The following is a 23160-nucleotide window of genomic DNA, read 5'->3' as shown; positions in this document are numbered from 1 at the left end:
CGGTGCTGCCGGAGGGCGATCAAGGCTGCCGAGTGTAGAGTTCGGGCCGGATAAAATCATCCAGCGAGAAAAGCTTACGCTCGTCGCCCGACTGACGTGATCACCCTTGACAAGGCCAAGTCACGTGGGCATGATTCGCGGCCTTAATTTGATTCAATTCCCCAGTTTCGAGGAGCTTGACGGTGGCCAACACACCTTCTGCCAAAAAACGCGCCAAACAGGCTGAGAAGCGTCGTAGCCATAACGCCAGCCTGCGCTCCATGGTTCGTACCTACATCAAGAACGTGGTCAAGGCGCTCGACGCCAAGGACCTGCCCAAGGCCCAAGCCGCCTACACCGCTGCTGTACCGGTGATTGACCGCATGGCCGACAAAGGCATCATTCACAAGAACAAAGCTGCTCGTCACAAGAGCCGCCTGAACGCCCACATCAAGGCGCTCGGTCAAGCTGCTGCCTAAGCTTGAGTTCTTGTAAAAAACCGGCCTTCTGGCCTGTTTTTTTATGCCCGTGTATGTTGGGTTCATACTCTCACCCATGAAAAAGCCCGGAATCTTCCGGGCTTTTTCATCAATTCAAGGCCGGTTCGGCCAGGGCAGGATCGGAATCGCGGTGACTGCGTTCTGCGGACTACCCTCGATCACCCGGTCGCTGTAGACCAGATAGACCAGGGTGTTGCGTTTGCGATCGAAGAAGCGCACGACTTGCATGGTCTTGAACACCAGCGAGGTACGCTCCTTGAATACCTCCTCACCCTCCTTGAGCTCACCATTGAAGCGAATAGGCCCCACCTGGCGACAGGCAATCGACGCCTCGGCACGATCCTCAGCCAATCCCAGGCCACCCTTCACACCGCCCGTCTTGGCACGCGAGAGATAGCAAGTCACACCCTCCACCCGAGGATCATCGAAGGCCTCGACTACGATCTTGTCGTTCGGCCCCATCCACTTGAACACCGTGGATACCGAGCCGATCTCTTCAGCCGTAGCCAACAGCGGCACTGCCAGCAGAGCTGCCGCCACTCCCTTGATCAGTCGCATCCCTTCCCCCCACCTCAGACCAGAACGAGATTGTCCCGGTGCACCAGTTCCGGCTCGTCGACATACCCCAGCAACTTTTCGATGAGGTCGGACGATTGGCCGATGATCTTCTGCGCCTCAAGGGCACTGTAGTTAGCCAGACCCCGAGCGATTTCGGCGCCATCAGGCCCAACACAGACCACCATCTCGCCACGACGGAAGCTGCCCTGGACAGCCTTGACACCAACAGGCAGCAAGCTCTTGCGATCCTCACGCAGCGCCTTGACCGCGCCCGCATCAAGCACCAGAGTGCCGCGAGTCTGTAGATGACCAGCCAGCCACTGCTTACGCGCCGCCAGCATGCCGCGTTCAGGCGCCAATAGAGTTCCCAGACGCTCTCCCGCCTTGAGGCGATCCAGCACCCGCTCGATTCGCCCACCGACGATCACCGTATGGGCGCCGGAACGAGCTGCCAGCCGCGCTGCACGCAGCTTGGTCTGCATGCCACCCCGCCCCAACGCACCGCCTGTGCCACCTGCCACAGCATCCAGCGCCGGGTCATCGGCACGAGCCTCGAATATCAGCTGCGCATCAGGATTGTGGCGCGGGTCGGCATCGAACATTCCGTCGCGATCGGTAAGGATCACCAGCAGATCAGCTTCAACCAGGTTGGCCACAAGGGCCGCCAAGGTGTCGTTATCACCGAAGCGGATTTCGTCGGTAACCACAGTGTCGTTCTCGTTGATCACCGGGATTGCACCCAGCTCCACCAGAGTACGCAGCGTGCTGCGAGCGTTCAGGTAACGCTTGCGATCAGACAGGTCGTCATGGGTCAGCAGGATCTGCGCCGTGTGGCGACCATGCTCGGCAAAGCTGGATTCCCAGGCCTGAACCAGCCCCATCTGCCCCACCGAGGCAGCAGCCTGAAGCTCATGCACGGCGCTTGGACGACTCTGCCAGCCCAGACGACTCATACCGGCCGCCACAGCGCCAGAGGACACCAGCACCAGCTCTACGCCCGCATTGCGCAGGGCCACCATCTGCTCGACCCAAACCGCCATGGCCGAGCGATCCAGCCCACGACCATCAGCCGTCAGCAAAGCACTACCGATCTTCACCACCCAGCGCTGCGCGCCAGTCACCTTGTCCCGCATATCGTCCAACCTTAGTTAGGGCCTGTTGACGCTTCGGCGCGAACCGCGTTGCAGCGCCGGATGGCGCAGGGGTCAGGGCACGTAGAAGATTTCCGGCCCGTCGCCGTCATCCTCGTCGTCATCGAAATCGTCGTCATCATCATCAGCACCGGCACTCTTCAGACCGGCACGACGGAGGGCGCGCTGGTCGTCCATGGCCTGCAGACGGGCGCGAGCCTCGTCCTCGATGCGCTGATCCAGCTCGGCAAGCTGCTCGGCGTACTCCGGCTCTTCTTCCATGCGCAGCGTGCGCTCGTCGAGGTAGCGCATGATCTCCTGGGAGAGCGCCTCTGTACCTTCGCGCTCCAGAGCAGAGATCACGAACACCGGACCGGACCAACCCAGATGATCGAGCACCGCCTTCATGCGCGAATCACGCTCCTCATCGAGCAACTGGTCAGCCTTGTTCAGCACCAGCCAGCGATCACGCTCGGTCAGGGCCGGACTGAAACGCCCCAGCTCCTCGATAATGGTCGCGGCAGCTTCGGCCGGATCACTTTCATCCAGCGGCGCCATATCGACGATATGCAGCAGCAGACGGGTACGCGCCAGGTGCTTGAGGAAACGAATGCCGAGGCCAGCGCCTTCAGCAGCACCCTCGATTAGACCCGGAATATCGGCCACCACGAAGGACTTGAAACGACCGACGCTGACCACACCCAGATTCGGCACCAGCGTAGTGAAGGGGTAGTCAGCCACTTTCGGCTTGGCAGCGGACACCGCACGAATGAACGTACTCTTGCCGGCATTCGGCAGGCCCAGCAGACCGACGTCGGCCAGCACCTTCAGCTCCAGCTTGAGGTCGCGAGACTCACCGGGCTTGCCCTTGGTGGTCTGCCGTGGCGCACGGTTGGTGCTGGACTTGAAACGAGTGTTGCCCAGGCCGTGCCAGCCACCTTGCGCCACCAACAGGCGCTGACCCGCCTTGGTCAGGTCGCCAATGATTTCCTGGGTGGCAGCGTCGATCACGGTAGTGCCGACCGGCACCGGCAGGATCAGATCCTCACCCTTGCGCCCGGTGCAGTCCTTGCTGCCGCCGTTCTCCCCACGCTGAGCATCGAAACGACGGGTATAGCGGTAGTCCACCAGGGTATTGAGGTTCGGATCGGCCTCCATGTAAACGGAGCCGCCATCGCCCCCGTCACCACCGTTGGGGCCGCCCTTTTCAATGAATTTTTCGCGACGGAAACTCATCAGGCCATTGCCGCCGTCGCCCGCTTTTACAAAGATCGATACTTCATCGACGAATTTCATCAGGACGCCTCCCGTCACGGGGACGGGTTGAGTGAAACAAAGCACATAGAATACAGGGAACCCCGCTCAATGCAGAGTTTCCACAAAGCAGAAACAAAAAAGCCCCGTCGCAAGACGGGGCTTTTCCAGCGAGATCGCGATCAGGCCGCGACGATGCTTACGTACCTGCGACCGAAAGCACCTTTAACCTCGAACTTGACCACGCCGTCCACTTTCGCGAACAGGGTGTGGTCCTTGCCCAGGCCAACGCCGACGCCGGCGTGGAATTGGGTGCCGCGCTGACGCACGATGATGTTGCCGGCCTTGATGACCTGGCCGCCATACATCTTCACGCCAAGGCGTTTACTTTCTGAGTCGCGGCCGTTGCGGGTAGAACCGCCAGCTTTTTTGTGTGCCATGAGTCAAATCCTCCAAAAAGGAAATTAGGCCTGGATGCCGGTGATCTTGATTTCAGTGAACCACTGGCGGTGGCCCTGGCGCTTCATGTGGTGCTTACGACGGCGGAACTTGATGATGCGCACTTTGTCGTGACGGCCCTGAGAGACCACTTCAGCGACTACTTTGGCGCCATCAACGACCGGAGCACCGATTTTCACGTCTTCGCCATTGCCGATCAGCAGGACGCGATCGAAAGTCACGGATTCGCCAGTGGCGACTTCCAGCTTCTCGATCTTCAGGAATTCACCTTCAGCGACTTTGTATTGCTTGCCGCCGGTAACGATAACTGCGTACATGGATTTTCTCCGTTAAACCTGCTCACCCGACGCTTTATAGAAAGAGGTATCGGTCGGCATGGCTGCATGGCGCCGGAACTGACGCCCATACAATTGCGTAAGGCAGGAAAATGCCCAAGGAAGTTCAGGGGCCGCGATTGTACGCAAGCCGCGATTGCCGCGCAAGTACCGCCAGCACTCGCCTTGACAGGCCCCGGCTCGGTCCCTAGCATGCCGCGCAACCCAATTGGAGCACTTCTGGCCGATGCAACCCCAGGCTTTCTACCGCGTGGTGGCGGACGATTTCACCGCAGTCGACGATATCATCCGTCGGCAGCTGACCTCCCGCGTTCCTCTGGTGGAAAAGATCGGTGACTACATCGTCTCTGCCGGCGGCAAGCGCCTGCGTCCGCTCCTGGTGCTGCTGGGCGGCAACGCCCTTGGGTTCGGCGGCGATCAACTGCGCCTGCTGGCGGCGACCATCGAATTCCTGCACACCTCTACCCTGCTCCACGATGACGTGGTGGATGCCTCCGGCCTGCGTCGCGGCCGCTCCACCGCCAACGCTTTGTGGGGCAACGCACCCAGCGTACTGGTAGGTGACTTCCTCTATGCCCGCTCATTCGAAATGATGGTGGAGCTCGGCTCCATGCCGGTGATGCGCATCATCTCCCAGGCCACCCGGGTCATCGCCGAAGGCGAGGTGCTGCAGCTGTCCAAGATCCGCGACGCCAGCACCACCGAAGAAACCTATATGGAAGTCATCCGCGGCAAGACCGCGATGCTCTTCGAAGCCTCCACCCACAGCGCTGCCGTGCTGGCCGGCGCCAGCACCGAGCAGGCAGAAGCCCTGCGCCAGTTCGGTGACGCGCTGGGTATCGCTTTCCAACTGGTGGACGATCTGCTCGATTACCGTGGCGATGCCGCTACCCTCGGCAAGAACGTCGGCGACGATCTGGCCGAAGGCAAGCCCACCCTGCCGCTGATCGCCACCATGCGCGACGGTACCCCGGAACAGGCCAGCCTGGTGCGCAAGGCCATTCAGCAAGGCGGCAGCCAAGACCTGGAAGGCATCCGTGCCGCCGTAGAAGCTGCTGGCGCCCTGGACTACACCGCACGCCTGGCGCGCGACTACGCCGCCCGCGCCATCGCCTGCCTGGATACGCTGCCGTCCAATGCTTACCGCGATGCTCTGGTCGAGCTCACCGAGTTCGCCGTCGCACGAACTCACTGAGTACCGAACAGCCGAAAGCCCGTCCCAGCGACGGGCTTTTTACTGCCTCGACGAAAGGCATCGATTAGAGCTTGCTATTTTACTAATAGGAATTATTCTCATCTCAACGCTTTTCAAGGAGATGAGCCATGACCTACTTGATCGATGCCTGGCTGGATCGCCCCCACCCCTACCTGCGGATACTGCATCGGGAAACCGGTGAGGTCTGCGCCGTCTTGGAAGAGGAGGCCCTCGACGAGCTGCGCGACCAGGGGGACCTCGACCTCGCCGGTCTGAACTCCAGCGAGCCCTTGGTGCTCAAGGAACTGGTGCGCAACCTTTTCCTGTTCTGCTACGCCAGGGCATTGCGCCCCCACGGCGAGATGCACTGAGCAGAGAACGGCAATCTGGATGACGCCAGGATGCGTCATCCGCAGGACAAGCGCCCAGGCGCCTTTCCTGCAGCGAGGGCAAAGGCGCCCTCGCCGGTTCCTGGTCGGACCAGGGAAGGCTTGACCAGGGGTCAGCCTGGATCAGAGGATTTCCAGGAGTTCCACGTCGAACACCAGCACGCTGTGGGGCGGAATGCTGCCGACAGCCTGGCCGCCGTAGGCCAGTTCGCTCGGAACGTGCAGGCGCCATTTGCTGCCGGCGTTCATCAGTTGCAGAGCCTCGACCCAGCCAGCGATCACGCCGCCCACCGGGAATTCGGCCGGCTGGCCGCGATCGTAGGAGCTGTCGAACACGGTGCCATCGATCAGGGTGCCGTGGTAGTGGGTGCGCACGGTGTCTTCTGCCGACGGCTTGGCGCCCTCGCCCGCCACCAGCACTTCGAACTGCAGGCCGGACGGCAGGACGGTCACGCCGTCACGCTTGGCGTTTTCAACCAGGTATTCGCGACCGGCACCGGCAGCAGCTTCGGCCTTTGCCTCGGCGTCGGCCTGCATGCGCTCGCGGATCACACGAAAGCTGGCCGACAGGGCAGCGCCATCAACACGGCTTTCCAGGCCCTGGAAGGCGTCGCTGAGACCAGCGAGCACTGCATCCAGGCTCACGCCAGGCGGGGGATTGTCACGGATCTGATCGCCGAGCTGACGGCCAATGCCGTAGCTGACGCGGGTTTCGTCGGTGGAAAGATCAAGTTGGGACATGGCGGAACTCCGCTCAGGGAAAAAAGGCCGGCCAGACTAGCACAGCTTCCTTTCCCCGGCGCGGGTCCGGTCCGCTACTCCACGCTCAGTGGGAACTGCGGGTTGAAATGGGAACGCGCACGGTGTCCTGGCTGTCCGCCGCCATACCACACATCTCGTCATGCACTACGTTGTGCACCAGGTGGAAAGGAAGATCCGGAAACTCATGGAGCACTTCTCGGGCATGCTCCACCGACCGCAGGTGAGTGGCATGGCCGCGACCATCGTCCAGGTGATGGGAACGACCATCAATCCTGGCTTCAAGCAAATAGATGCCGCCTTCCAGGGAGATAAGGTTGATTTCTTCGACGTGCCCGGCACGGGCATGGCTGGTGAGGTCGTGCAATTTCATGGCTTCGCCCTCGCGCGCTGTACACCTCAAATCTAATGCACAGGGCCAAATGTCGGCGGCAGAAACGCAACCGCCCGTCCGCTTTTCAGCGGCCGGGCGGCATGGACGGCCATGAAGTGCGACTCAGTGGTCGTGCTTGGTCATCTTGTCCAGGTAGCCCATGGCGAAAGCAGAGATAACGAAGGTCATGTGCAGGACCACGTACCACATGATCTTGTCGTTATCGATGTTCTGCGCGTCCATGAAGATACGCAGCAGGTGGATGGACGAAATCGCCACGATGGATGCGGCCACCTTCATCTTCAGCGAGCCGGAGTCCATCTTGCCGAGCCAGCTCAGCTTCTCCTTGCCATCATCGATATCCAGTTGCGAGACGAAGTTCTCGTAGCCAGAGATCATCACCATCACCAGCAGACCGCCCACCAGGGACATGTCGATCAGCGAGAGCAGCACCAGAATCAGGTCAGCCTCGGTCTTCTCGAACACATGGGGCAGGATATGCCACACCTCCTGGAAGAATTTCAGGGTCAGCGCCAGCAACGCCAGGGACAGACCGAAGTAGATTGGGGCCAGCAGCCAGCGTGCGGCGTACATCGAATTTTCTAGCAGGCGTTCCATGGTTTCTCGTAGTCAGCAAATAAACCGGCCGCGAGTATAACGGTGTGCTTCCTACAGAAAAATAATGGCAACGCTACAGGCATATCCCCAAACACTGTGGATAAGTCTGTGCATGAGCACTGGAGTGTCCAGTAGACGCCCCATCACCCGCCGGCCTGCGGCGTTTGCTCAAAAGCTGTCCAACCAGAAAGCCGTCAGGTTTCAGGGCGGAATTGATAGTCACCGAGGTTACGGCAACCCGTGCCGTTGATTCGGCGAAGTTCACCTTGCAGGTGCAGGCGCCAGATCGGCGGGTCATGGGCTTCTGTGTAGCCCTGCTCAGCCAGGCAATCCGCTATCGCGGACAGTACTGACTCTGCCACGAGAGGCCCGTGGAATGGGCCCTGGGCTTTGATTGCCGAAGGCTGCTCCCCCGACATTCCTGCCGCACAGAGCAGCGTCCAGAGTCCATTCTCTCCCGCCAACGGACGGATCACGCATTCGATCCGGGTCACCAGTCCCAGGCACTGGCGGGTAAGGCAGAGGTTGCGCGTCATAGCGGCTTTCCTCGCAGAGGCCTGTTTTCAGCCTACACCCGAGTTGGAACCTGCGAAAGCAAGATGCTTATCCACGCGAGCTGTGGATAAGCCTGTGAACAGCGTGAGGGAAAAGTGGCGGGACGCAGGCTACGCAAGCATTCGCCCCTATCGCTCATTGACCGACCAGCCACACCGGGAACCCGATCCGGTGCAGCCAGTCGGCGCAGGGTCAGGCCGGGCCCTGGGTCTTGTCCGCACCCGGCGCCTTGCCGGGCCCCTGCTTCGGCACCTTGCGCGCCGGTTTGGGCGGCGAAGCAGCTTTGGCAACGGCCTCCACCACTTCCTGGGCCGGCCCAGCCTTCTCTTCTTCTTCCAGGCCCATCTCGGCGATTTCCCGCAGGCGCGCCACCACGCGGGCGTTGACGCTGCCCTCCGGGAACTGGCCCTTGTCATCCGGCACACCGGCCGGTTCGCCTACCAGCAGGCTGAGGGCCTCGTCGGCCTGGCGAACCGCATAGACGTGGAAGCGGCCTTTGCGCACCGCGTCCAGTACGCGCTCGTCGAGCATCAGGGTCGTGACGTTGGCGTGGGGGATGATCACTCCCTGCTCGCCCGTCAAACCACGGGCCTCACAGAGACGGAAGAAACCCTCGATCTTCTCGTTGACCCCCCCCACCGCCTGCACCTCACCGAACTGGTTGATCGAGCCGGTGATGGCGAAGCACTGCTTGAGCGGCGTGCGCGACAACGCGGAGATCAGCGTGCAGGCTTCACCCAGGGAAGCGCTGTCGCCGTCCACGTAGCCGTAGGACTGCTCCAGGGCGATGCTCGCGGAAATCTCCAGCGGAAATTCCTGGGCATAACGACTGCCGAGATAGCCGGTGAGGATCATCACGCCCTTGGAGTGGATCGGCTGGCCGAGGTTGACCTCACGCTCGATGTCGACGATTCCCGAACTGCCCGGGTAGACGGTGGCGGAAATCCGCGCCGGTACACCGAAGGCCGAATCGCCCACTTCCAGCACCGTCAGGCCATTGCACTTGCCTACGGCCGCACCGGCAGTATCGATCAGGATGACGCCTGCCAGCATGTCATCGAGGATGCGCGCGGAAACCCGACCGGTGCGGGTGGCCTTGGCCTTGAGCGCGCGATCGATATGGTCGGCACCGGTCACCGGTGCGCCAGCCAGTTGGCGGATGAAGTCAGCTTCGCTGACCAGTTGGAACAGGTCGCCGATACGCGCCGACAAGCGTCCCTGATGCTCGGCCAGACGGGCGCTGTAGGTTGCCAGACGGGCGACGGCTGCCGCGCTGAGCGGCGCCATGCCCTCTTCCGAGGTGCGAGTTTTCAGCAACTGGGCGAACTGTTCCAGGCTGTCGTCGGACAGGGCGATCTCTTCATCGAAGTCCACCAGCACACGGAACATCTCCTGGAAGTCCGGGTCCAGGTCCTGCAGCGTGTAGTAGAGCTGGCGCGAACCGATGATAACCACCTTCACCTGAAGCGGAATCACCTGCGGCGTGAGGGTCACGGTGGCCAGACGGCCCAGCTCCGCGAGAGGGGATTCCATCTTCAGCTGACGCGAATGCAGCGCACGCTTCAACGCATCCCAGACGAAGGGTTCGCCCAGCAGTTTCTCAGCCTCCAGCACCAGGAAGCCGCCGTTGGCGCGGTGTATTGCTCCGGGACGCAGTTGGCGGTAGCTGGTGTAGAGGGCACCCTGGTCGGTGCCGTATTCGATACGGCCGAACAGGTTGTCGTAAGTAGGATGGGACTCGAACACCACGGGAGCACCGCCGTTGGCATGGTGCCCCACGACCAGGCTGGGGCAGTACTGCTCTTCCAGCAGTTCTCGGCGCTGGGCATCCGGCTTTTCGTCCAGCAGTTGGTCCACCACCGTCTTCAGCAGGTTGACCTGCATGGCCTGCAGGTAAGCCACCACACCGGCGTTCTCCGCATACTTTTCCGACAGGGGCGAAAGCAGCGGCTGCAAGGCCTGGGTAATGGTTTCCTCGTTCAGCTGGCGCAACTGGTTGCTGGACTCGCGCTTCCACTGCGGCAGGCTGGACAGCTCCTCGTTCAGGCGCTCTTCCAGAAATGCGATGTCGTCGTGAAAACGCTCGCGCTCGGCCTCTTCCAACTGGGCAAAGTCCGCCTCGTCCAGGGCCTTGCCGTCCTTCATCGGGGTGAAGGCGATGTTCGCGCTATCGCGATAGAGGGCGACGTCCTTTTCCAGGGCCAGGCGCTCGATCACGTCCAGGGCGCGGTCATAGCGCTGGTTGAAGGCGCGGTCGATGGCGCTCTTCTTCTGCTGGAAGGTGGGCGTCTCGAACACCGCCGGGAAGGTGGACAGGAGGTTATCCACAAGCTGTTCGATGTCGCAGATGAAGCCCTGCGCCTCGCCTGCTGGCAACTGCAAGGCACGGGGTTCGCGCGGCTCGTCGAAGTGGTTGACGTAAACCCAGTCCGCCGGCGTGTCCAGGCGTTTGCCCTCGGCCTTGAGATAACGCTGGACGAAGGAAAAGCGGCCGGTGCCGGGCTCGCCCATCACATAGACGTTGTACCCGGGGCGAGGCATGGCCACACCGAACTGCAGGGCCTCTACCGCACGCTCCTGGCCGAGCACGCCCCGGAAGGGCTCCAGGTCGTCAGTGGTCTTGAAGCTGAACTGGTCCGGCTCGAAGGGACGGGTCAGCGCATCGGGCGTCAGTCGCAGGCTGGCAGCGAAGGAGTCAGGCATCGAGTGTCCTTAATGGCTCGGCAAGAAAGCAATGGCCGCATTCTGGCGCCGCCCTGACATCACTGGCAAGGCATTGCGCCAGAGCTGATCAATGGGCCAGGTCAGCGCAGCCCAGACAGTACTCGGCTGCCGGCAGCACAGCCAGGCGCGCCGGCTCTATGAGCTCGCCGCAACGCTGGCAATAACCGTAGCTGCCGTCGGCCAGACGCAGCTTGGCCATACCCACGCGGCGCAGGGCCGCCTGAGTCTCGGCGAGGATCGCCTCGAGCACTTCGTCGTTCTCCCGCTGGATCGCCTGCTCGGCGAAATCCGGCGAGTGGCTGCGGGCCAGGTCCTCGCGAATGGCGTTGGCGCGAGCGGTGTACTCCGCAATCAGAGCATCGAGTGTGGCCATAGGGTCAGTAGCGGTCATGTTGGAATCTCCCCAGTTCACCCCCTAAGTGTGGACGCTGTAACGCAGCCTGCATCCCACTCCGGCAAACTTGCGCAAATGCCGGCCATCGCCTTGCTTGACACCCGCCCCGGCCTTACCCAAAGCTCCGACCGAAGAACCTCTCACCAAGAAGAGCTGCGCCCTTGAAACGGATTTTCCCGTACCTCGCCTTGTGCACCTGGATCACCGCCCACGCTGCTCCTGAAGTCCCCGCCGAACGCCTCCAGGCATTGGCGGACGATCCTTACTGGATCGCCCTGGGTCATTACGAGACCGGCAAACTGGGCGGCTGGCGCAGCTATGTGGATGACGCTGATTTCTTCCTCGCCGAGAGTGGGCCGAACAATCCGGCCGACGAACTGCGCGCCACCCTGGACGCGCTCTATGCCGCGGCCGATCTTGGCGACAAGCACCCGCAATGCACCTACCCGGCGCGCACCCGCTGGCTGCGCGAGCAACTCCAGCTCACCGACCTGCCGCAGCCGGCCTGCAGCGAGTTCAGGACCTGGTACGCCGACGTCAATCCACACAGCACGGTCCTGGTGTTTCCCGCCGCCTACCTGAACAGCCCCTCGTCCATGTTCGGCCACACCCTGCTGCGCATCGACCAGCCGGACATCCACGAAAACAACACCGTAATGCTCAGCTATGCGCTGAACTTCGGTGCTTTCATCGAGGGGGCCGACAACAGCATCCTCTACGCCTGGAAAGGCCTGATGGGTGGCTACCCCGGACTGTTCGCCCTGGTGCCCTACCGGGACAAGCTCAAGGAATACAGCCGCCTGGAGAACCGTGACCTCTGGGAGTACCGCCTGAACCTCACTGCCGAGGAAACCGGGCGCATGGTTGAGCATGTCTGGGAGTTGAAGCAGATCCGCTTCGATTACTACTTCTTCGATGAGAACTGCTCCTATCGTCTGCTGGAACTGCTGGAAATCGCCCGGCCCGGCATCGAACTCACCGACCATTTCCCGATCACCGCCATCCCGACCGACACCGTACGCGCGGTGAAGCAGGCCGGCCTGGTGGAGTCCATCGACTACCGCCCCTCGCGGGAGAAGGAACTGCTGGCCCGCGCCGCACCCCTGGATGACGCCGAACAGCAGTGGGTACTGCGTCTGGCCGACGACGAGAAACTGCTGGACGACCCGGCCTTCCTCGCCCTCCCCGCCCCGCGGCGCGCGCTGATCCAGGACGCGGCTTTCCGCCTGGTGCGCTACCACTCCACGGGTGAGGAGCGCACCCGCGAGAACGCCACGCGCAGCTACAAGCTGCTGCAAGGCATCAACCGCAATCCACCACCGGAACTGGACATCGAGCGCCCCAGCCTGCCCGAGGAAGGTCACGAGTCGCGAACCTGGCAGCTAGGGGCCGGCACACGTGAAGACCGCGCCTTCGCCGAGTACGGCCTGCGCATGGCCTACCACGACCTCAACGACAACCTCTCCGGCTTCCCGCTGGGTGCGCAGATCGAAATCCTCCAGCTCAAGCTGCGCCAGTACGAGGACAACCACTGGCAGCTGCAACGCCTGGACCTGGCGACCATCCGCTCCCTGACGCCGCGCGGCGAGCTGCTCAAACCCTGGTCCTGGCAGGTGGCCGGGGGGCTGGAACGCGTGCTCGGAGAAGATGGCGACGAGCGCCTGGTCAGCCACCTCAACGGTGGCGTCGGCGGCTCCTGGCAGCTTGCCGAGGAGACATTGGGTTTCGCCCTGGCCACCGCACGCATCGAGCACAACGAAGACTTCGCGCCCTTCATCGCCACCGCCGCAGGTTTCAATACCGGCCTGCTTTGGCACAACCCACTGGGCAGTCTCAGCCTGGAAGCCGCCGGCGACTACTTCCACAATGGCGAAGTCCGCCGCCGCCTGTCCCTCAATCAGCAATGGGACATTTCCCGCAACCTCGGGCTGCGCCTGTCTGCACAAAGGGAGTTCAGCCAGCTCGCCGCGCCGGTCAACGAGGTGATGCTGGAGCTGAAGTGGTACCACTACTGATTGGCGCTGGATGATGGGTTTCGCTTCGCTCTACGCCATCCTACGTGGCAGGTCTGGCCTGATCTGCCGGATGGGTTGAGGTACAAACCCCGAGCTCCGTCGGTAAGATGCGCGCCCGCCCCATCACAACGGGCCCAGAATGGTTATCCACCCCCTCGCCAGGCGACGCAGATGAACACCAACGGCCCCCAATTGCTGGAAGTATCCAACGGCAAGCCGATCAAGCTCTGGACCCAAGGCGTTCCGGTGGAAGAGGAAGCCCGCCAGCAACTGATCAATACCGCGAAGATGCCCTTCATCTTCAAGCACCTGGCGGTGATGCCTGACGTGCACCTGGGTAAGGGGTCGACCATCGGCAGCGTGATCCCCACCGTAGGCGCCATCATTCCTGCCGCCGTCGGCGTGGACATCGGCTGCGGGATGATTGCCGCCCTTACCTCCCTGCGCGCCGCCGACCTGCCGGACAACCTCCGTGGCCTGCGTAGCGCTATCGAGCGTGCGGTCCCCCACGGCAAGACGTTCGGCAAACGCGACCAGGGCGCCTGGGACGACGTACCGGATGCCACCGACCAGGCCTGGCGCGCGCTCTCCAGGCGTTTCAAGGCGATCACCGCCAAATACCCGCGACTGGAAAAGACCAACAACCGCCATCACCTCGGCACCCTGGGGACCGGCAACCACTTCATCGAAGTCTGCCTGGACGAGGCCGACCGGGTCTGGTTCATGTTGCACAGCGGCTCGCGCGGGGTGGGCAATGCCATCGGCACCCTGTTCATCGAGCTGGCGCAGGCCGATATGCGCCAGCACCTGGCCAACCTGCCGGATCGCGACCTCGCGTACTTCGAAGAAGGCAGCAAGCACTTCGACGACTACGTGGAAGCGGTGGGCTGGGCCCAGGACTTCGCTCGGCAGAACCGTGCCTTGATGATGCAGGCGGTGATTGCTGCCGCGCGCAAGGCCATCGGCAAACCCTTCGAGGCCAGCCTGGAAGCGGTGAACTGCCACCACAACTACGTGCAGAAGGAACAGCACTTCGGCCGTGAAGTGCTGGTGACGCGCAAGGGCGCGGTGTCGGCGCAGAAAGGCGAGCTGGGCATCATCCCCGGCTCCATGGGCGCCAAGAGTTTCATCGTCCGCGGACTGGGTAACGAAGACGCCTTCTGCTCCTGCAGCCACGGTGCCGGTCGCACGATGAGCCGAGGGCGAGCGAAGAAGCTGTTCACCGTGGAAGACCAGGTCCGCGCCACCGCCCACGTGGAGTGCCGCAAGGACAAGGAAGTGATCGACGAAATCCCTATGGCCTACAAGGATATCGATGCCGTGATGGCGGCTCAGCGCGACCTGGTGGAAGTGGTGCATACCCTGCGCCAGGTGGTCTGCGTCAAGGGCTGACGCGGCGCGGGCGCAAGGCCTCTCGCGATTGCACGTGCAGGTTACGGCAGAGCGCAGCGAAGCCCAACAAAGGACTTCACTGCACCCGGCAAAGGGCGGTAGTTACACCACGCCCTGCGCCAGCATTGCATCGGCCACTTTCACGAAGCCGGCAATGTTGGCGCCCTTGACGTAGTTCACCCGCCCGTTTTCCTCACCGTAGCTCACGCAGGCGTGGTGGATGTTCTGCATGATGCCGTGCAGGCGCTGGTCCACTTCGCCGGCGGTCCAGTGCAGACGCATGGCGTTCTGGCTCATCTCCAGGCCGCTGGTGGCCACGCCGCCGGCGTTGGAAGCCTTGCCAGGCGCGAAGAGGATCCCTGCCTCGGTGAAGATATCCACAGCCTGCAGGGTGGACGGCATGTTGGCGCCCTCGGCAACGCAGACGCAGCCATTGGCCAACAGCGCCCGGGCGTCTTCGGCATCCAGCTCGTTCTGGGTCGCGCAGGGCAGCGCGATGTCGCAGGGCAGTGCCCAGGGACGCTGGCCCGGCAGGAAGCGCAGGCCTGTGCCGCTCAGCTCGCTCAGTCGACCACGGCGAACATTCTTCAGCTCCATCAGCGCCGACCACTGCTCCTGGGTCAGGCCGGCCTCGGCAAACAGGGTGCCTTCCGAGTCGGACAGGGAAATCACCTTGCCGCCCAGCTCCATCACCTTCTGCGCTGCGTACTGGGCCACATTGCCGGAGCCGGAAATGGCCACCCGCTGGCCGTCGACGTCGCGACCGATGCCCTTGAGCATTTCCTGAGCGAAGTAGACACAGCCGTAACCAGTGGCCTCCGGGCGAATCAAGCTACCGCCGTAGGCCAACCCCTTGCCGGTGAACACCGAAGTGAATTCGTTGGAGAGACGCTTGTACTGGCCGAACAGGAAACCGATCTCACGGGCGCCAACGCCAATATCGCCGGCCGGCACGTCGAGATCGGCACCGATGTGGCGGTACAGCTCGCTCATGAAGGACTGGCAGAAGCGCATGACTTCGGCGTCGCTCTTGCCCTTGGGGTCGAAGTCGGAGCCGCCCTTGCCACCGCCCATGGGCAGCGAAGTCAGGGAATTCTTGAACACCTGCTCGAAGGCGAGAAACTTCAGGACACCGAGGTTCACCGACGGATGGAAGCGCAGACCGCCCTTGTAGGGGCCGATGGCACTGCTCATCTGCACACGGAATCCGCGGTTGACCCGGACCCGGCCCTGATCATCAACCCAGGGCACCCGGAACAGCACGGCACGCTCCGGCTCGACGATCCGTTCGATGATGCCGGCCTCCAGGTACTGCGGGTTGGCTTCAAGGAATGGCCACAGGCTGCGCAGCACCTCTTCCACAGCCTGATGAAATTCAGGCTGGTCGGGGTCGCGTTGCTTCAGGCGCAGCAGGAAGGCGTCGACAGATTGCGTCATGACTCTCACCAATTTTTCTTCTGTGAACAATTTATGGCGCGAGACTCTATCAATCTGGCCAGCCCCTCGATAGGGCAAAATGACGCATATTTGAATCTTTTTGGTGCAATACCTATAAATCCGCACCCTGGAAAGCGGAAACCCCTAGAAATCCCACAATTCAAGGGTGCCCGCGTCCGGTTACGCCAACGAAATTTCGCACCAGCGATGTGCGCTCAGCGCACCATGCCGGACCACAAGACAACCTGAAGAATCAGCGCCCCGCAGACTGTCGCAACACCTGACGGGGATTGATACCCAGCCCGCTGCGCTTGCCACGCATCACCACCGCGCCGCGATCCGGCAGGGAGTACCAGGTATCCTCCGGCACGCAAACGCCGACGCCAACGGCCGCATCGTCCAGCACCAGCTCAACGCGGAACTGGCAGCCCAGGCCGCCATCGTCCTTGTCCAGCACCCGCGCGGCGAATTCGGCGTCCTGCCCCAGCCACTGGGTGTAGAGCGCGGCTGCCGGAACCTGCAAGGCGCCCCAGACCACCAGCACCAGTAGCGACCCCAGCATCAGATGCAATGACCAGCGGGCGGCGTCGGTTTCCAGGCCGAACAGGGTGCTGAAGCGTTCACGCCGCGCGAGCCAGGCGTAGAGCCCGCCCCCCAGCACCAGGGAACAAGGCACAGCGCCCAGCTTCCAGGCCGGAGAGGGATAGAAGGAGAAGTAGAGGCCGCAGACGCCGAACAGCGCCAGGGTCGAGAGCCAGAACAGATAGTGGTTGAATCCTTTCATCGAACCTCCAGAAACGAAAACGGAGCCTTGCGGCTCCGTTGTCGCGTTGGCGCTTACTGCGCCAGCTTCTTGTAGCGCACCCGGTGCGGCTGGGATGCCGCGTCGCCCAGGCGCTTCTTGCGGTCCGCTTCGAACTCGGTGTAGTTACCCTCGAAGAAGCTCACCTTGCCGTCGTCCTCGTAGGAGAGGATGTGGGTGGCGATACGGTCCAGGAACCAGCGATCGTGGGAAATCACGATGGCGGCACCGGGGAAGTCCAGCAGCGCTTCTTCCAGCGCGCGCAGGGTTTCCACGTCAAGGTCGTTGGACGGTTCGTCGAGCAGCAGCACGTTGCCGCCCTGCTTCAGGGTCAGGGCCAGGTGCAGGCGGCCACGCTCACCACCGGAGAGGTCCTTGACGAACTTCTGCTGGTCGGCGCCCTTGAAGTTGAAGCGGCCGACGTAGCTGCGCGACGGGACTTCGTAGCTGCCGATCTTGATCTGCTCGAAACCGTCGGAAACCTGCTCCCACACGGTTTTGGTGCCTTCCAGGCTGTCGCGGCTCTGGTCGACGCTGGCGATCTGCACGGTTTCACCGATCTCGATGGTGCCGGAATCCGGCTGCTCCTTGCCGGTCAGCATGCGGAACAGGGTGGACTTGCCTGCTCCGTTGCCGCCGATCACGCCAACGATGGCGCCTTTCGGAATGCTCAGGGACAGGTTTTCGATCAGTACGCGATCGCCATAGCCCTTGGAGACGTTGTGCAGTTCGATGACCTTGTCGCCCAAGCGCGGACCAGCCGGGATGTAGATCTCGTTGGTTTCGCTGCGCTTCTGGAATTCCTGGGACTGCATTTCCTCGAAGCGTTGCAGACGGGCCTTGGACTTGGACTGGCGAGCCTTGGCGCCCTGGCGCACCCACTCCAGTTCGGCCTTCATGGCCTTGGCGTGGGAGGCTTCCTGCTTGGCTTCCTGGGCCAGGCGGTTGGCCTTGGATTCCAGCCAGCCGGAGTAGTTGCCCTCGAAGGGAATGCCGTGGCCACGGTCCAGTTCGAGGATCCAGCCAGCGACGTTGTCGAGGAAGTAACGGTCGTGAGTAATGGCTACCACGGTGCCGGGGAAGTCGTGGAGGAAGTGCTCCAGCCAGGCCACGGAGTCGGCGTCCAGGTGGTTGGTCGGTTCGTCCAGCAGCAGCATGTCGGGGGCCGACAGCAGCAGGCGGCACAGGGCCACTCGGCGCTTCTCACCGCCGGAGAGGTGCTCGATCTTCGCGTCCCAGGCGGGCAGGCGCAGGGCGTCGGCGGCGACTTCCAGCTGGCGCTCCAGGTTGTGGCCGTCGGAAGCCTGGAGAATGGCTTCCAGCTTGGCCTGTTCGGCGGCCAGGGCGTCGAAGTCGGCGTCCGGCTCTGCGTAGGCGGCGTAGACCTCGTCCAGGCGGGCTTGGGCTTGCTTGATCTCGCCCACCGCCTCTTCGACGATGTCACGCACGCTCTTGGTCGGGTCCAGCTTGGGTTCCTGGGGCAGATAGCCGACCTTGATGCCTGGCATCGGGCGGGCTTCACCATCGATCTCGGTATCCACCCCGGCCATGATGCGCAGGAGGGTCGACTTACCTGCGCCGTTCAGGCCGAGCACGCCGATCTTGGCGCCCGGGAAGAAGGACAGGGAAATGTCTTTGAGAATCTCACGCTTCGGGGGCACGACCTTGCCGACCCGGTGCATGGTGTAGACGTATTGAGCCATGGCTGACCTTGGTGCTGTGACAAATAGTGGATAAGGCGGGGAGCGACAATTTGGGAACAGGCGCTCCCGCGCGCGTGCGGCAAAGCTACCGGAATGCACCGGGGAGGGCAAACGACGCTCGTCGGTCGTACTGGCACTTTGCAGGCCTTCAAGGCATGCTAGCCGGTCCGCGGGCCCCAGGGTCCGGGACACCCCGTCACCTGCCAATCGAGCAGTAGCAGGAACGCCATCCGTGCCAGCCAACCCACACCCGCCAGCCCAGCACGAGCCAGGACTCCCCCTGGCCAGCGTCCCCGCGCGCGGCTCGGTCAAGGGCCTGCTGGCAGGGTTGGTGCTACTGATGCTGGCCCTGCTGCTCTGGCAGTTGCACCAGGAATACCGACAGTTGCAGGACGGCGCGCGGGACCGCAATTACACCCTGACCCGCGAGCTCGCCAGTCACCTTGAACTGGTCATGCAGATGAAGGCGGACGCCGTTCTCGCCCTGCTTCGCCAGCAGCCGCCCAATCCCCGGAACGAAGACCAGGAACGGGTCGAACTGGACCTGCTGCGCCCCATCCTGCCGTCGATCAACAGCCTGGCGTGGCTCAACCCCAACGGCGGCGTGCTGGCTGATACCCAGGCCGGCAACGACGACGCCCTGTTCCTGGCAAGCCTGGTCCAGCGAGGCGAAGGCGAGATCTATCACTACGCCTTCAGCCCACAGGGCCGTGGCGAGGTTTATCTGATCCTGCGCCAATCTCCCCTGCCCGAGCCCAGCGGCTACTGGGCGCTGCGTCTCGACGCCGATGCCATCCGTACCTGGCTGCTCAAGCATGAGGACCGCGACTATCGCTGGCTGCTGGAGGATCGCGTCCTCCAGCGGGTTCTGGCGCAGAGCGGCAAACCGCGACGCGCCACCTCTATCGTGATGCCGGTAACCGCCGAGCAGGAAGTACAGACGATTCTCGTCTCGCCACTCGGCCGCAGCGACTGGCAACTCCGCGCCTTGCACGACGAGCGCCAGGTACGCGCCAGCCTGCTGCCAGAACTGCTCAGCAAGCTGCTGCTGTTCCTCATCAGCGCCAGCCTGGCATTGATCGCCCTCTACTACCTGCAGCGCGAGCAACGTGGTCTGCGTGAACTCAACGACGCCTCGCGTCGCTCCCTTCGCCAGGCCGCGAGCGCCCTCGGCGTGATCGAGGAGCGCGTACTGGTGACCCTGGTGGATGGCCGCCTGAGCTACCTCAACCCGCAGGCCGAAGCCTTGTTCGGCATCCGTGCAGACGCCGCCCAGGAGCATCACCTGCTGGCGCTGCTGCCGGGCCTGGACCCGCTTCTGCTCAACGCCCCTGGCCTGGACCAGGACCTGGGCTCGGACCTTGTGCAGTTCCAGCGAAGCGGCGAACAGCGCCTGCTGGCCGTCACCCGCAGCGATCTCAACGACGGCGCCCAACTGCTCGGCTATGTCTGGGTGTTGCGCGACGTCACCGAAGAGCAACGCGCCCTGCGTGTTCTGCAGGAAACCCGGCGACGCTACCAGGACATCTTCGAGGGTGGCGGTATCGCGCTCTGCGTGCTCGACCTTGCCGAGCTGCGCAAGTACCTCATCCAGAATGGCATGCGTGACCGCACCAGTCTGGCCACGTGGGTCAAGGACAATCCACAGCGCCACGCAGAGTTGCTGAGCCTGCTGCGCATCACCGAAATCAACCAGGTCGCCATGCACCTGCTGGAAGTCAGCAGCAGCGAGCAGGCCTGGCGACAATTGATCGGCGCCCATCCCCTGCACGAAGGTGGCATCCGCTTCCAACTGATGGCGGCCCTGCTGGGCGGCAACAAGCACCTGGAGATGGAGAGCCAGATCTTCACTGCCCAGGGCCAGATGCGGCACATCTGGCTGGTGCTGCACCTGCCGAACATGATCCAGGACCTGGAAGCCGTCACCCTCAGCATCAACGACATCACCAGCCGCAAGCAGGTGGAGCTCTCGCTGATCGAGCGCGAGCGCTTCTGGTCGGATGTGGTGCTGGCGGTGCCCGACACCCTTTACGTCCACGACATCATCAGCAAGCGGGTGATGCTCACCAACAACCGTCTCGCCCAGCAGCTGGGCTATGACCGTGACGATGTCCGCCTGATGGGCGAACGCTTCTGGGAAGAGCTGCTGCATCCGGACGATACCGAGCAGTACTGGCGTGTGCGCAGCCTGCAACAGGTGGTGGGCGACGGCATGCTGCTGCAATGCCAGCTGCGCTGGCGCCACAAGGATGGCAGCTGGCACTGGTTCGACGTGCGTGAGCAGGCCCTGGCCCGCGACGAAAAAGGTCGGGTCAGCCGCCTGATCGGCGTGGCCAAGGACATCACCGAACAGATCGAAGCCACCGAATCCATGCGCGAGAGTGGACGCCGCTACCGCATGCTGGCCGAAAGCATCAGCGACGTGATCTTCACCACCGATAGCGAATTGCGGCTCAACTACGTCAGCCCTTCGGTGATGCCGGTACTCGGCTACAGCGTTGACTGGACCCTGGCCAACGGCTTCAACAGCCTGGCCGCCGACCCGCGACAGATGATGAATCTGTTCGATCAGCTGGAACAGATCCGCAACGCCCTGGGTAATCCGCAGCGCCTGACCGAGCTGCGCAGCCAGATGCCCGCACGGCTGTTCCTCTTCGACTGCATGCGCGCCGACGGGCAGAAGATCCCGGTGGAACTGCGCACCATGCTGATGTGGGACGAGTACGGACGCTTCGAGGGCATGCTCGGCGTCGGCCGCGACATCAGCCAGCAGCGCCGCGCCGAGAAAGACATGCGCATGGCCGCCACGGTGTTCGAGCATTCCACCTCGGCGATCCTCGTGACCGATCCGGCCGGCTATATCGTCCAGGTCAACGAAGCCTTCAGCCGAATCACCGGCTACTCCGCCCGCGAGGTGCTGGACCAGTTGCCCGCGATGCTCACCGCCGACCGCCAGCAGGCCGAGCAGCTCAACTACATCATTGGCCAGCTCAACCTGCGCGGGAGCTGGGAAGGCGAGATCTGGCTCAAGCGACGCACGGGCGACAACTACCCAGCCTGGGTCGGCATCACCGCCGTGCATGATGAAGACGGCGACCTGGTCAGCTACGTCTGCTTCTTCAGCGACATCAGCGAGCGCAAGGCCAGCGAACAGCGCATCCATCGCCTCGCCTACTACGACGGTCTGACCCACCTGCCCAACCGCACCCTGTTCCAGGACCGTCTCCACACCGCCCTGCAGTACGCCGAACGGCACCAGGAATGGGTCGTGCTGATGTTCCTCGACCTGGACCGTTTCAAGCCGATCAACGACTCCCTCGGCCATGCCGCAGGCGACCGCATGCTCAAGGACGTGGCCGTGCGCCTGGCGGCGTGCGTCCACGAAGACGACACCGTGGCACGCATGGGTGGCGACGAGTTCACCCTGCTGCTGCAACCCCGCGCCACCCGCGAAGGCGCACTGAACCGGGCTATCCACGTCGCCGAGCAGATCCTCGACAGTCTGGCCCGTCCTTTCGTCCTCGAAGGTCGCGAGTTCTTCGTCACCGCCAGTATTGGCATTGCCCTCTCGCCCCAGGATGGCCGCGAGCTGAGCCAGCTGATGAAGAACGCCGACACCGCCATGTATCACGCCAAGGAACGCGGCAAGAACAACTTCCAGTTCTACCAGGCGGACATGAACGCCCGCGCCCTGGAGCGCCTGGAACTGGAAAGCGACCTGCGCCACGCGCTGGAACAGGGCGAGTTCCTGCTGTACTACCAACCGCAGTTCTCCGGCGACGGCAAGCGCCTGACCGGCGTAGAGGCCCTGCTGCGCTGGCGCCATCCCACGCGCGGCCTGGTACCGCCGGGGGAGTTTGTGCCGGTACTGGAAGAACTCGGCCTGGTGGTGCAGGTGGGCGAATGGGTACTGAACGAGGCCTGCCGCCAGCTCAAGGCCTGGCACCGGGCCAAGATGCGCCTGCCGAAGATCTCGGTGAACATCTCCGCCCGCCAGTTCGCCGATGGCCAACTGGCCGAACGCATCGCCGACATCATCGAAGACAGTGGCCTGCCGCCGGCCTGCCTGGAGCTTGAACTGACCGAGAGCATCCTGATGCGCGACGTGGGACAGGCCATGGCCATCCTGGAAAACCTCAAGCGCCTCGGCCTGTGCATCGCGGTAGACGACTTCGGAACGGGTTACTCCTCGCTCAACTACCTCAAGCAGTTCCCCATCGACGTATTGAAGATCGACCGTAGCTTCGTTGACGGCCTGCCCGACGGCGAGCGCGACGCGCAAATTGCCCGCGCAATCATCGCCATGGCCCACAGCCTGAACCTCGCGGTCATCGCCGAAGGTGTGGAAACCCATGCCCAGCTCAACTTCCTCCGCGAACACGGTTGCGACGAAGTTCAAGGCTACCTGTTCGGCCACCCCGTGCCGGCCGCTCAGTTCGAGCGCCTGTTCGGCACCAGCGCCAACTTCATCCTCAGCTGAATCGCGCGCCACAGACCAGATGAAGGCCACTTGTCTGTCACATGACCGACCTTCATATGCCAGCCAGCGACCGATCGGTTAGAATGCCCGCCTTTCCCCTGCACCGATC

20 protein-coding genes are annotated in these 23160 nt (G+C 62.9%); 6 read left to right on the top strand and 14 right to left on the bottom strand.

Annotated elements, in window-relative coordinates:
* Window positions 1–182: 182 nt before the first annotated feature.
* Entirely contained in the window at window positions 183–458 is a 276-nt protein-coding gene (gene rpsT / locus E8F20_RS17280; RefSeq protein WP_028629627.1) for a 30S ribosomal protein S20, read from the top strand.
* A gap of 114 nt (window positions 459–572) precedes the next feature.
* On the opposite strand, the gene E8F20_RS17275 is transcribed toward rpsT, so the two are convergent.
* The 5 genes from E8F20_RS17275 to rplU form a co-directional block, all read right to left on the bottom strand.
* Window positions 573–1037: a CreA family protein gene (locus E8F20_RS17275; RefSeq protein WP_280284812.1), complete on the bottom strand. Its 465-nt coding sequence runs from the start codon at window positions 1035–1037 to the stop codon at window positions 573–575.
* A 14-nt stretch (window positions 1038–1051) separates the two neighbouring features.
* A complete protein-coding gene (gene proB / locus E8F20_RS17270) occupies window positions 1052–2170 on the bottom strand; it encodes a glutamate 5-kinase (RefSeq protein WP_028629629.1) in 1119 nt (372 codons plus the stop codon).
* Between the two features lie 72 nt (window positions 2171–2242).
* Window positions 2243–3463 (bottom strand): Obg family GTPase CgtA, encoded by a 1221-nt coding sequence (gene cgtA, locus E8F20_RS17265; protein WP_280284810.1) that lies wholly within the window; start codon window positions 3461–3463, stop codon window positions 2243–2245.
* Between the two features lie 140 nt (window positions 3464–3603).
* Window positions 3604–3861: a 50S ribosomal protein L27 gene (gene rpmA / locus E8F20_RS17260; protein WP_028629631.1), complete on the bottom strand. Its 258-nt coding sequence runs from the start codon at window positions 3859–3861 to the stop codon at window positions 3604–3606.
* A 24-nt stretch (window positions 3862–3885) separates the two neighbouring features.
* Entirely contained in the window at window positions 3886–4197 is a 312-nt protein-coding gene (gene rplU / locus E8F20_RS17255) for a 50S ribosomal protein L21 (protein WP_016490856.1), read from the bottom strand.
* Window positions 4198–4441: 244 nt separating this feature from the next.
* Here rplU and E8F20_RS17250 point away from each other — a divergent pair, with 244 nt between their 5' ends.
* A complete protein-coding gene (locus E8F20_RS17250) occupies window positions 4442–5410 on the top strand; it encodes a polyprenyl synthetase family protein (RefSeq protein ID WP_280284809.1) in 969 nt (322 codons plus the stop codon).
* 128 nt (window positions 5411–5538) lie between these two features.
* Window positions 5539–5781: a hypothetical protein gene (locus E8F20_RS17245; protein ID WP_280284808.1), complete on the top strand. Its 243-nt coding sequence runs from the start codon at window positions 5539–5541 to the stop codon at window positions 5779–5781.
* Window positions 5782–5922: 141 nt separating this feature from the next.
* On the opposite strand, the gene E8F20_RS17240 is transcribed toward E8F20_RS17245, so the two are convergent.
* The 6 genes from E8F20_RS17240 to E8F20_RS17215 all read right to left on the bottom strand — a co-directional run bounded on the left by E8F20_RS17240 (window position 5923) and on the right by E8F20_RS17215 (window position 11219).
* On the bottom strand, window positions 5923–6540 hold the full coding sequence (locus tag E8F20_RS17240; protein ID WP_280284807.1) for an FKBP-type peptidyl-prolyl cis-trans isomerase: 618 nt from the start codon (window positions 6538–6540) through the stop codon (window positions 5923–5925).
* 85 nt (window positions 6541–6625) lie between these two features.
* Window positions 6626–6931: a DUF6482 family protein gene (locus tag E8F20_RS17235; RefSeq protein ID WP_280284806.1), complete on the bottom strand. Its 306-nt coding sequence runs from the start codon at window positions 6929–6931 to the stop codon at window positions 6626–6628.
* Window positions 6932–7054: 123 nt separating this feature from the next.
* A complete protein-coding gene (locus E8F20_RS17230) occupies window positions 7055–7549 on the bottom strand; it encodes a TIGR00645 family protein (protein ID WP_137821049.1) in 495 nt (164 codons plus the stop codon).
* Window positions 7550–7743: 194 nt separating this feature from the next.
* Window positions 7744–8085: a hypothetical protein gene (locus E8F20_RS17225; RefSeq protein WP_137821048.1), complete on the bottom strand. Its 342-nt coding sequence runs from the start codon at window positions 8083–8085 to the stop codon at window positions 7744–7746.
* Window positions 8086–8296: 211 nt separating this feature from the next.
* Entirely contained in the window at window positions 8297–10807 is a 2511-nt protein-coding gene (locus tag E8F20_RS17220; protein WP_280284804.1) for an ATP-binding protein, read from the bottom strand.
* An 88-nt stretch (window positions 10808–10895) separates the two neighbouring features.
* Window positions 10896–11219 carry a TraR/DksA family transcriptional regulator gene (locus E8F20_RS17215; RefSeq protein WP_028629639.1) on the bottom strand — a complete coding sequence of 108 codons (324 nt, stop codon included), beginning with the start codon at window positions 11217–11219 and terminating at the stop codon, window positions 10896–10898.
* Window positions 11220–11383: 164 nt separating this feature from the next.
* On the opposite strand from E8F20_RS17215, the gene E8F20_RS17210 reads away from it, so the two are divergent.
* Window positions 11384–13237, top strand: coding sequence for a DUF4105 domain-containing protein (locus E8F20_RS17210; protein ID WP_280284803.1), 1854 nt, complete (start codon window positions 11384–11386; stop codon window positions 13235–13237).
* Window positions 13238–13408: 171 nt separating this feature from the next.
* Window positions 13409–14629 carry an RtcB family protein gene (locus tag E8F20_RS17205; RefSeq protein ID WP_280284802.1) on the top strand — a complete coding sequence of 407 codons (1221 nt, stop codon included), beginning with the start codon at window positions 13409–13411 and terminating at the stop codon, window positions 14627–14629.
* 102 nt (window positions 14630–14731) lie between these two features.
* Here the strand turns inward: E8F20_RS17205 and gdhA are convergent, their stop codons facing one another.
* The 3 genes from gdhA to ettA form a co-directional block, all read right to left on the bottom strand.
* The gene (gene gdhA, locus E8F20_RS17200) at window positions 14732–16066 is read right to left on the bottom strand and encodes an NADP-specific glutamate dehydrogenase (protein WP_028629642.1); all 1335 of its coding nucleotides are present in this window, start codon (window positions 16064–16066) and stop codon (window positions 14732–14734) included.
* A 253-nt stretch (window positions 16067–16319) separates the two neighbouring features.
* Window positions 16320–16850: a hypothetical protein gene (locus E8F20_RS17195; protein WP_028629643.1), complete on the bottom strand. Its 531-nt coding sequence runs from the start codon at window positions 16848–16850 to the stop codon at window positions 16320–16322.
* Between the two features lie 53 nt (window positions 16851–16903).
* Window positions 16904–18571: an energy-dependent translational throttle protein EttA gene (gene ettA / locus E8F20_RS17190; RefSeq protein ID WP_280284801.1), complete on the bottom strand. Its 1668-nt coding sequence runs from the start codon at window positions 18569–18571 to the stop codon at window positions 16904–16906.
* Window positions 18572–18911: 340 nt separating this feature from the next.
* Here ettA and E8F20_RS17185 point away from each other — a divergent pair, with 340 nt between their 5' ends.
* On the top strand, window positions 18912–23051 hold the full coding sequence (locus tag E8F20_RS17185) for an EAL domain-containing protein (RefSeq protein WP_280284861.1): 4140 nt from the start codon (window positions 18912–18914) through the stop codon (window positions 23049–23051).
* The last annotated feature ends 109 nt before the right edge of the window (window positions 23052–23160 follow it).

The sequence above is a fragment of the Pseudomonas sp. BN415 genome (assembly GCF_029871195.1).
Lineage (GTDB): Bacteria > Pseudomonadota > Gammaproteobacteria > Pseudomonadales > Pseudomonadaceae > Metapseudomonas > Metapseudomonas resinovorans.
The sequence above is the reverse complement of the archived record's forward strand: the minus strand, read 5'-3'. Positions and strand labels throughout refer to the sequence as shown.

Excerpts from the sequence above, each read along its gene's own strand:
- E8F20_RS17275 (WP_280284812.1), bottom strand. The coding sequence starts at position 1,037 with ATGCGACTGATCAAGGGAGTGGCGGCAGCTCTGCTGGCAGTGCCGCTG.
- proB (WP_028629629.1), bottom strand. The coding sequence starts at position 2,170 with ATGCGGGACAAGGTGACTGGCGCGCAGCGCTGGGTGGTGAAGATCGGT.
- cgtA (WP_280284810.1), bottom strand. The coding sequence starts at position 3,463 with ATGAAATTCGTCGATGAAGTATCGATCTTTGTAAAAGCGGGCGACGGC.
- rpmA (WP_028629631.1), bottom strand. The coding sequence starts at position 3,861 with ATGGCACACAAAAAAGCTGGCGGTTCTACCCGCAACGGCCGCGACTCA.
- rplU (WP_016490856.1), bottom strand. The coding sequence starts at position 4,197 with ATGTACGCAGTTATCGTTACCGGCGGCAAGCAATACAAAGTCGCTGAA.
- E8F20_RS17250 (WP_280284809.1), top strand. The coding sequence starts at position 4,442 with ATGCAACCCCAGGCTTTCTACCGCGTGGTGGCGGACGATTTCACCGCA.
- E8F20_RS17245 (WP_280284808.1), top strand. The coding sequence starts at position 5,539 with ATGACCTACTTGATCGATGCCTGGCTGGATCGCCCCCACCCCTACCTG.
- E8F20_RS17240 (WP_280284807.1), bottom strand. The coding sequence starts at position 6,540 with ATGTCCCAACTTGATCTTTCCACCGACGAAACCCGCGTCAGCTACGGC.
- E8F20_RS17235 (WP_280284806.1), bottom strand. The coding sequence starts at position 6,931 with ATGAAATTGCACGACCTCACCAGCCATGCCCGTGCCGGGCACGTCGAA.
- E8F20_RS17230 (WP_137821049.1), bottom strand. The coding sequence starts at position 7,549 with ATGGAACGCCTGCTAGAAAATTCGATGTACGCCGCACGCTGGCTGCTG.
- E8F20_RS17225 (WP_137821048.1), bottom strand. The coding sequence starts at position 8,085 with ATGACGCGCAACCTCTGCCTTACCCGCCAGTGCCTGGGACTGGTGACC.
- E8F20_RS17220 (WP_280284804.1), bottom strand. The coding sequence starts at position 10,807 with ATGCCTGACTCCTTCGCTGCCAGCCTGCGACTGACGCCCGATGCGCTG.
- E8F20_RS17215 (WP_028629639.1), bottom strand. The coding sequence starts at position 11,219 with ATGACCGCTACTGACCCTATGGCCACACTCGATGCTCTGATTGCGGAG.
- E8F20_RS17205 (WP_280284802.1), top strand. The coding sequence starts at position 13,409 with ATGAACACCAACGGCCCCCAATTGCTGGAAGTATCCAACGGCAAGCCG.
- gdhA (WP_028629642.1), bottom strand. The coding sequence starts at position 16,066 with ATGACGCAATCTGTCGACGCCTTCCTGCTGCGCCTGAAGCAACGCGAC.
- E8F20_RS17195 (WP_028629643.1), bottom strand. The coding sequence starts at position 16,850 with ATGAAAGGATTCAACCACTATCTGTTCTGGCTCTCGACCCTGGCGCTG.
- ettA (WP_280284801.1), bottom strand. The coding sequence starts at position 18,571 with ATGGCTCAATACGTCTACACCATGCACCGGGTCGGCAAGGTCGTGCCC.
- E8F20_RS17185 (WP_280284861.1), top strand. The coding sequence starts at position 18,912 with ATGCTGGCCCTGCTGCTCTGGCAGTTGCACCAGGAATACCGACAGTTG.